Genomic DNA, 8,421 nt, shown 5'->3' on the forward strand with positions numbered 1-8,421 from the left:
TTATGTCTTGACAACGGTCATTTCATAACAGTTATTTATACATTTCTATTTCTATTTGAGATATCCATTATTTACTTACAGTTCAATAGAAAATCAAATATTCTCTATATCACTTTACCTATCATTATCAATCTTGCTTATCATTACATGTTCTTCTAGGAGGAAATAAAGATGTTGAAAGTCAATCATATTAAAAAGAGCTTTAAACAAAACACTGTATTAGAAGATATCAATCTAGAAATAAATAAAGCAGAATGTCTCTATATACATGGAAAGAATGGATGTGGTAAATCTACACTCTTTAAGATCATCTGCGATATTATTCAAACTGATTCAGGCACTATTGAAAAGAAGCCTGATACATATATTGGTGCACTTATAGAAAATCCAGGATTTATTGAAAATGAGTCTTTAAGATTCAATCTTGAATTTCTTGCTTCTATCAATCATCACTATAATGAAGAAAGAATAAGAGAACTATGTCATATGTACTCATTAGATTATGATAGTTCTTCCATACTTAAGAATTATTCTATAGGTATGAGACAAAAAGTAGGTATTATTCAAGCAGTGATGGAAGATCAGAACCTTATTTTCTTTGATGAACCAACAAGAGGCTTGGATGAAGAGAGTATTATCGTATTTGAGAATATGGTCAATACACTGGTAGAAGGTGGTAAAAGTATAGTGATTGCATCACATGACCGCTTAGCTCGTGTTCACTATACTCATACCTATTTACTAGAAGAGGGGAAGCTTCAAAGTGAAGACTATTAAGAACTATGTTTCTCTCTTTATTCTATTTCTTATATGTAAAGAAGTATTTCATATCAACTTTATTGATTATGCAGATATCAAATACTTCTTTCCTCAAAGACCTATTTATATTGTTTTCTCACTTCTAGTTAATTACTTGTATTTAAAAATAGTATTTGACTGTATCTTCCAGTATATAGAGATAGATACTTTCACAATCATCAGAATGGGAAGAAAGAAGTATCATACAATGATGTTCAAAAGAATAGTAGATACACTTGTTGTATTTGTTTTGTTTTCTATTCTCACTGATTTTTTCTTCTATGATATTTGTATCTTAGGACTTATAGGAACAATCTGTATTGAAATAGCTGTAGGACTATGTATGTCTTTCTTCTATAAAAGACTAGGTACTCATACGTTCATGATTGCATTCATACTTATCGTTTTTACTAAATATCTCATTACTTTGGCTTCAGGAATTATGTCTTGAAGCCTTTTGTGTTATTATAGTTTCTAGGAGGTGTTCTATGAAACTCATATTTTGTGATATGGATGGTTCATTACTGAATCACTATAAAAAAATCTCACCACGAACACTAGAAACACTCATCAAACTACAAGAGAAGGGAATAGGTGTGATTCTCTCTAGTGGTAGACATATTAATAGTCTAAAGAAGTATGGTAATATGCTTCATTTTGAAAAATATCCAATGAGTGGCTATTCCTGCATCAATGGCCAAGCTTATCATGATCATTTGGGTAATAAGATATTTGAACATGAACGTTTAAACTATGAGGATTATCTAAAAGTAAGAAAATATGCGAAAGCACATCACTATGGCTTTATTGTCTATATCAATAATAAAAGAGTGATGTTTCATTATAATGAATCATTACTTGTTCGATTACTACATTTGCATATTCCAATACACGTTGATACAATCTTTGATAAGTTTGTCTATTTTGGACGTCCTTCTTTTGACACACAGGGACTGGATTATACATGTTCTTTAGTTGATCCTTATTGGCTTGAAATAGGACCAAAAGATGTAGATAAAGGAACAATGTTAGAAAGAATTGCGAAGTATCACCACATAGACCTAAAAGATACAATTGCTTTTGGAAATGGTGAAAATGATCTTCCTATGCTTATTAAAGCGGGAACAGGTGTCGCAATGGGTAATGCATTTAAACATGTGAAAGAACAATCCGATGCAGTATGTGATGATTGTGATTGTGATGGAATAGGTAAATATCTGGAGGAATTACTATTATGATGAATATGACAAGTTATTATGATTTTTCAGGACAGAAGTTTGGTTATCCTCTCTCTTTAAGTATCAACAGTTTTAATCGTCATATCTTTTCTAGACAAAATAGTTTAGAGCTCTCTTATGTCTTGCAGGGAGAATATCAGATAGTGACAGAGAAGCTTACTTCTAAGTTATCTAAAGGTGAACTTGTGATGATTGCTCCTGGAGATATACATTTAATCTCTCATAAGAAAGATGGAGTGATTCTTACAATACATATAGATTTTGATCGTATGACTTCCGCTTTGAGTGGGAATAGTAATGAGGCTTTTTCTACAATGATTGTCACAAACCAGGCTTATGATCAATTAAAAAATAAGATATCAGGAATCCTCAAACTTATTAGAAAGGAAAACTATAACCTTTATACTTTGAATGCCTATATGATGGATATCCTCTCTATTGCTTCTCAGGTCTCATTCTCTATGTCTTCTTTACCTTTACAGGATGAAGCCCATAAGAACTATATGCAGGCTATTTTATATATAGACTCACATTATAATGAAAATCTTACTTTAGGTGATGTGGCAGATACACTTTCATTTAGCTTAAGTTATACGTCTAAACTCTTTAAGAAGTTTACTGGTATTACTTTTATTAAATACTTAAACAGTGTACGTATTCGTGCTTCTCTAGAAGATCTATTAGAAGGAATAAAGAATATATCAGAAATATCAGATGAATGTGGTATGCCTAATTCTAAGGCTTATACAGAAGCATTTAAAGAGATCTATGGTATATCACCAAGCAATTATAGAAAACGTTTTAAGAAGAATTTTGCGCCTACTGTAGAAAAAGAAATGAAACTTCATGACTTTGATAGTATACTAGAAGACTTTATTAATGAAGAAGAAACAATCTATGATGATGAAAAGTGTAAGATTACTTTAAATACAGAACATATTAAACTAGAAACAGAAGAAGAAATTAAAATATCCAACAAAGGTAAGCGTATACAAATTGTTTTATAGCAGTCATATATTGTCTTCTTATAACTACAAGAAGGCAAAATATGACTGTTTTTATATATGTGCATGATTTTTTATTCACAAGAGGAGTGTTATAATGGTGACGAAAGAGAGGATATATCAATGAAGGAATTTTCACATTTATTTTCACCTATTAAAGTCGGTGAAACAGTCGTAAAAAACAGAGTTTTTATGCCTCCTATCAGTACAAACTTAGCTGATAAGGGTTATGTCACTGATGCGCTTGTTGCACATTATGCAGCACGTGCAAAGGGTGGTGTTGGTTTAATCGTTACTGAAGTCACTACAGTAGAACCAACATATATCTATTTACCAGGAGATATGTCTATTCATGATGATAGCTTTATTCCTGGATGGAAAAAATTAACTGAAGCTGTACATCAGTATGATTGTAAGATTCTACCACAGTTATTCCACCCAGCTTATATGGCTTTCCCAATTCCTGGCACACCAAGATTAATCGCACCAAGTAATGTAGGACCATATTATGCAAAAGAAGCACCACGTTCAGTCACTAAAGAAGAATTAAAGGTTATTATTAAACAGTTTGGTGAAGCAGCTTTAAGAGTAAAGACTGCAGGAGCTGATGGTGTTGAAATCCATGCAGCTCATGCACATGGTTTATTAGGTGGCTTCTTATCTCCTTTATATAATAAGAGAACAGATGAATACGGAGGAGATATTTCTTGTAGATTAAGACTTACTTTAGAAGTCATTGAAGAAGTACGTAAGATGTGTGGTAAGGACTTTATCATTGATGTACGTATTTCAGGTGATGAATATACTGATGGTGGTTTAAATATCAATGATATGATCTATGTTTCTAAGACATTAGAAAAAGCAGGTGTAGATATGCTTCATGTTTCTGGTGGTACAACTATTGCGAGAGGAAGTTCTATTCCAGCACCAGGTACTAAGATGGGTTCACATGCATTATTAAGTGAAGAAATCAAGAAACATGTATCTATTCCAGTGGCAACAGTAGGACGTATTACTGAACCTTGGATTGCAGATGAACTTATTGCGAATGATAAAGCAGATATCTGTATGATCGGTCGAGCTAACTTATGTGATGCCCAATTCGTTAATAAAGCAATGAATGGTCATGTAGAAGATATTAGACCATGTATTGGATGTTTACGCTGTTTAACAGGCATCATGTTTGGTAAACGTGTATCTTGTACAATCAATCCATCATTAGAAATTGAAAATGAAGATACAATTAAAGAAGCAGAAGAAAAGAAGAATGTTCTTGTCATTGGTAGTGGACCAGCTGGTATGGAAGCTGCATTTGTAGCACATAAACGTGGTCATCATGTTGTATTATGCGAAAAGGATGATAAGTTAGGTGGAGAAATGAACTTAGCTGCAGTTCCTATCGCAAAACAGGATTTAACACTCGTTATCAAGTATATGGCTCATAAACTTGAAGGTGTGGATGTAAGATTAAATACAGAAGTGACATTAGAAATGTTAAAGAATGAGTTTAAGGATTATGAAGTTATTGCAGGTACTGGTGCATCTCCAATCGTTATTAATCCATTTACACAGTTTAAATCATGGATGACAGCTGATGATGTACTTGCTGGTAGAGCGTTCCCAGGTCGTAAGATCGTTATTATTGGTGGTGGATCAGTAGGATGTGAAACAGCTGATTACTTAGCACCATTAATTAATGATTTATTCCCTAGAAATAGAGATGTCACTGTTTTAGAAATGGCAAACGGAGTCATGATGAATGAATCAGGACCAGGCAGAAGCTTACTTGTAAGAAGAATGATGGAAAAAGGTATCAAAATCATTACAAGTGCTAAGGTAGAATCAGTGACTGAAACTGAAATCAACTATACACAAGACGATGTGACTCATACTATCAAGGATGCAGATACACTTATCTTTGCGGCTGGTTATAAGAAGAACCCTGCTGTAGAAGAAATGTTGGAAGAAAGCGGTCTTAACTACCATATGATTGGTGATGCCCATGAAATTGGAAATATCAAGACAGCTATTACAGAAGCATACAATCTAACAAAAGATCTATAAGACAAAGACCCTCTCGTTTGAGAGGGTTTTTATTATTTGTGATATACAAATGTTTTAATGATTGTTTGTAGTTCTTGTTTAGATTCCTTCTTATCCCCATTAAGCCATCCCATCATAATATAGTGGAGTGGTGTTAAGAAAGAAATCAAGAAATACTTGAAGTACTTCTTAATAAATGGATTGTCAAATTCACGAAGAGAGACTTCATCTAGAATACGCTGCTTCTCCTGTGATAAAAAATCCTGGTAATACCACTTCTCTAATGTAATGAATATGGTTGCATGCGCTTCATAGACATCAATTACTTTCATAATAAATTCATCAGACTCTATATAGTCTTTCTCTTCTATTCTATCTAGATAAGTAAGTTTAAGTAGATTAAAATAGATTTCCTTTAAAACTTCATCCTTAGAACGATAATGGAGATAAAATGCCTGCCTCGATACATCAGCATTATGACATATCTTTCCTATTGTTAGATCTTCATAATCACTCTCCTTTAGTAATTCCACAGTGCTTTCATAAAGTCTTTTCTTCGCTTCTTTTTTCATATCGTGATCCGCCTTTAATTCAATTTTACCTTATTTTAAGGCAATAAAAAAGCATCAACTCTTTTGGAGTTGAAACTTTTCGCTTTATATGTCATATTCGACATTTATTTGTTTTGAAAAGCTCTGTCATCTATCTCTATCACATTCCAAAACAAAGCATATCCATCTTTGCCGCCACTATTAGCCCAGGCACTTTCCTTGTGTATCTCGCCACGAGGACTCCAGTCATACTCATCCTCAACACATGATTCTATATCAATATTCATAGAATTAAAGGTCTTAGAAGCACTCTCATACAATGCCTTCACTGCTTCAGCGTGTGTTTGAAATAGTCCTTCTACTTCAATGTTTTCTCCATTTTCATTGTCACCATAAATGACTGCATACATAGTAACACCTTCTTTCTTCTTTCATTATAGTTCTTTTACTTGTAACTGTTAAATAATAAGAAAAGTAATTTCTTATAAATATAATATTACTGTATTTATTTACACAAAATTATGCTAGAATGCATGTATATCATAACTAGGAGAAGAATATGAAAATAACAGATTTGATGAGTAAAGAAGCCATCAAGATTCATGGACATGCCTCTAGCAAGATGGATGCAATTGAACAAATGGTCTCTTTAATGTATAGACAGGGCAATGTCTCTGATAAAGAAGTATATAAAGAAGCAGTTATAGAAAGAGAAAATCTTTTTACTACAGGTATGGTAGATGGTATTGCGATTCCTCATGCAAGAACAAATGCGATTACTCAAGCAGGTATTGCGGCAATGACACTACCTGAGGGTGTAGATTATGAGTCTATGGATGGGCAGCCTACGACTCTTATTTTCTTGATTGGGGCACCGGATAATGGTGATAATGTACATTTACAGGTATTAAGTGAATTATCTACATTACTTATGGATCATGATTTCTGTGAAGATTTAAAGAATGCAGGTAGTCCTGAAGAATTCTTATCTATTATTGATTTAGCACAAAGTGAGAAACATGAAGCAGAAACAGTAGAACATCCAGAAGTCTTAGCAGTCACTGCCTGCCCTACAGGAATTGCACATACTTATATGGCTGCAGAAGCATTAGAAAAGAAAGCTAAAGAAATGGGTGTATCTATTAAAGTGGAAACACAGGGTTCAGTAGGGGTTAAGAATGAACTCACTCAAGAAGATATAGAAAACGCAAAGGGTGTTATTATTGCGGCTGATAAGAATATCTCTTTAAACCGTTTTAATGGTTTACCACTTTATAGCTGTCCTGTTGCAAGAGGAATTGATGAACCAGAAAAGCTTATTCAGATTATCCTAGATGAACAAGCACCTGTTTATAAGGGTGGAAAAGTAAAAGTAGAGAATAACCAGGAAAAGGGATGGCGTATTCCTTATAAGCATTTAATGAATGGTTTCTCTCATGCTTTACCTATTCTAGTGGCAGCAGGATTTATTAGTGTACTTACATATAGTTTTACATTTAATAATACACAATACTTTGATATATTGAATGTACTTGGAAATATCCTTCATTTATTTGTCTTGCCTGTATTTTCAGGCTATATTGCGATGAGTATTGCGGACCGTCCAGCCTTAGGACCAGGACTTGTATGTGGTTATATTGCCTATAGTGGCTATTCACTGAAATGGACCTATAACCCATATGACGCTCTAGCAAACTCATCAGGCTTCTTAGGAGCTATAGTAGGAGGTTTTCTTGCTGGATACTTAGTACTTGCAGTAAAAAGATTGTTTAAGAATGTTCCTGATATGTTTGATGGTATTAAACCAGTTTTACTTTATCCAGTATTAGGAGTACTTGCATCTGGTATAGCAATGATAGTACTTAATACATATTTAGTTAAGTGTCATACACTCATTATCGATCATCTCTATGATCTGCCTCTTATTTCAGTAGTTATAATTGGTGCATCACTTGGTGCGATGATGTCTATTGATATGGGTGGACCTATTAATAAGTTTGCTTATCTATTTGCGAATGCTTTAGTCTTTACTGAAGCTTCTAATTCAGATGTGATCATGGCAGCAGTAATGGGTGCTGGTATGATTCCACCTCTAGCAATTGGTTTCTCTACACTTATATTTAAGGAAAGATGGACTCAAGAAGAAAGAGGTACTACTTTAAAGAATATTATTATGGGCTTATCATTTGTATCAGAAGGGGCTATTCCTTTTATGAAGAAGGATCAAAAACATGTCCTACCTGCATGTATCTTAGGCTCATTCATTACAGGCGCATTATCTGCATACTATAAATGTGGTATAAAGGTACCTCATGGTGGTATCTGGGTGATCTATCTCATGACTAATCCATTTAAGTATGTCATAGCACTTCTAGCTGGTACAATTGTAGCAGGTCTTATTATTACATTTACACACAAGTCTGAGAATTAACTCAGGCTTTTTTGATGTAAAAAAAGAGAGGAGCCTCGGCACCTCCCGCGATCGCAGGCTTCACGAGTATCTGCAATCTAATCACAAAAGTACTATAACTTATATGGCACAGTAAGTCAATTTGTGGATGATATAAAAGATGTTTTTTTAGACGACTATGATTATATTTTATGGAATTTTGTGATATGTTTCCAGTTAGATGGAAATCCCATATATTCATATAGCTTGTCTAGTCTTAAATTTGAAATCTTCTCCTCGTATTGATCGAAAATATGTACCAGTTGCTTTTTGAATACTAAAAAATCAGCTTGTGGTAGTAGCTGACTACTCCCACGGGCAAGCCCGTGGGGTTCTGA

At 33.7% G+C, this 8,421-nt stretch carries 8 protein-coding genes and 1 pseudogene; 6 read left to right on the top strand and 3 right to left on the bottom strand.

Features of this window, described 5'->3' with window-relative positions; genetic code table 11:
• The first annotated feature begins 171 nt into the window (after positions 1–171).
• The 5 genes from QVO42_RS07190 (at position 172) to QVO42_RS07210 (ending at position 5,104) form a co-directional block, all read left to right on the top strand.
• The gene (locus QVO42_RS07190) at positions 172–777 is read left to right on the top strand and encodes an ABC transporter ATP-binding protein (protein WP_022425459.1); all 606 of its coding nucleotides are present in this window, start codon (positions 172–174) and stop codon (positions 775–777) included.
• The gene (locus tag QVO42_RS07195) at positions 764–1,249 is read left to right on the top strand and encodes a hypothetical protein (protein ID WP_022425460.1); all 486 of its coding nucleotides are present in this window, start codon (positions 764–766) and stop codon (positions 1,247–1,249) included. Before QVO42_RS07190 ends, QVO42_RS07195 begins: the two co-directional genes overlap by 14 nt.
• A 37-nt stretch (positions 1,250–1,286) precedes the next feature.
• A complete protein-coding gene (locus QVO42_RS07200; RefSeq protein ID WP_022425461.1) occupies positions 1,287–2,036 on the top strand; it encodes an HAD-IIB family hydrolase in 750 nt (249 codons plus the stop codon).
• A complete protein-coding gene (locus QVO42_RS07205) occupies positions 2,033–3,043 on the top strand; it encodes a helix-turn-helix transcriptional regulator (protein ID WP_022425462.1) in 1,011 nt (336 codons plus the stop codon). The genes QVO42_RS07200 and QVO42_RS07205 overlap by 4 nt, the downstream gene beginning before the upstream one ends.
• A 120-nt stretch (positions 3,044–3,163) precedes the next feature.
• Positions 3,164–5,104 (top strand): oxidoreductase, encoded by a 1,941-nt coding sequence (locus QVO42_RS07210; protein ID WP_022425463.1) that lies wholly within the window; start codon positions 3,164–3,166, stop codon positions 5,102–5,104.
• 32 nt (positions 5,105–5,136) lie between these two features.
• Here QVO42_RS07210 and QVO42_RS07215 read toward each other — a convergent pair whose 3' ends face one another.
• Both QVO42_RS07215 and QVO42_RS07220 read right to left on the bottom strand, forming a co-directional pair.
• The gene (locus tag QVO42_RS07215; protein ID WP_022425464.1) at positions 5,137–5,655 is read right to left on the bottom strand and encodes a TetR/AcrR family transcriptional regulator; all 519 of its coding nucleotides are present in this window, start codon (positions 5,653–5,655) and stop codon (positions 5,137–5,139) included.
• Between the two features lie 104 nt (positions 5,656–5,759).
• On the bottom strand, positions 5,760–6,044 hold the full coding sequence (locus QVO42_RS07220) for a hypothetical protein (RefSeq protein WP_022425465.1): 285 nt from the start codon (positions 6,042–6,044) through the stop codon (positions 5,760–5,762).
• A 149-nt stretch (positions 6,045–6,193) separates the two neighbouring features.
• Between QVO42_RS07220 and QVO42_RS07225 the strand changes: the two genes are divergently transcribed.
• A complete protein-coding gene (locus tag QVO42_RS07225) occupies positions 6,194–8,065 on the top strand; it encodes a PTS fructose transporter subunit IIABC (protein WP_022425466.1) in 1,872 nt (623 codons plus the stop codon).
• Positions 8,066–8,226: 161 nt separating this feature from the next.
• On the opposite strand, the pseudogene QVO42_RS07230 reads toward QVO42_RS07225, so the two are convergent.
• A pseudogene (locus QVO42_RS07230) lies at positions 8,227–8,421 on the bottom strand (hypothetical protein); the annotation flags it as partial.

Source organism: Catenibacterium sp. CAG:290 (assembly GCF_000437715.1).
Taxonomy (GTDB): domain Bacteria; phylum Bacillota_I; class Bacilli_A; order Erysipelotrichales; family Coprobacillaceae; genus Catenibacterium; species Catenibacterium mitsuoka_A.

Coding starts and splice junctions, on each gene's coding strand:
- QVO42_RS07210 (WP_022425463.1), top strand. CDS start 3,164: ATGAAGGAATTTTCACATTTATTTTCACCTATTAAAGTCGGTGAAACA.
- QVO42_RS07215 (WP_022425464.1), bottom strand. CDS start 5,655: ATGAAAAAAGAAGCGAAGAAAAGACTTTATGAAAGCACTGTGGAATTA.
- QVO42_RS07205 (WP_022425462.1), top strand. CDS start 2,033: ATGATGAATATGACAAGTTATTATGATTTTTCAGGACAGAAGTTTGGT.
- QVO42_RS07225 (WP_022425466.1), top strand. CDS start 6,194: ATGAAAATAACAGATTTGATGAGTAAAGAAGCCATCAAGATTCATGGA.
- QVO42_RS07190 (WP_022425459.1), top strand. CDS start 172: ATGTTGAAAGTCAATCATATTAAAAAGAGCTTTAAACAAAACACTGTA.
- QVO42_RS07200 (WP_022425461.1), top strand. CDS start 1,287: ATGAAACTCATATTTTGTGATATGGATGGTTCATTACTGAATCACTAT.
- QVO42_RS07220 (WP_022425465.1), bottom strand. CDS start 6,044: ATGTATGCAGTCATTTATGGTGACAATGAAAATGGAGAAAACATTGAA.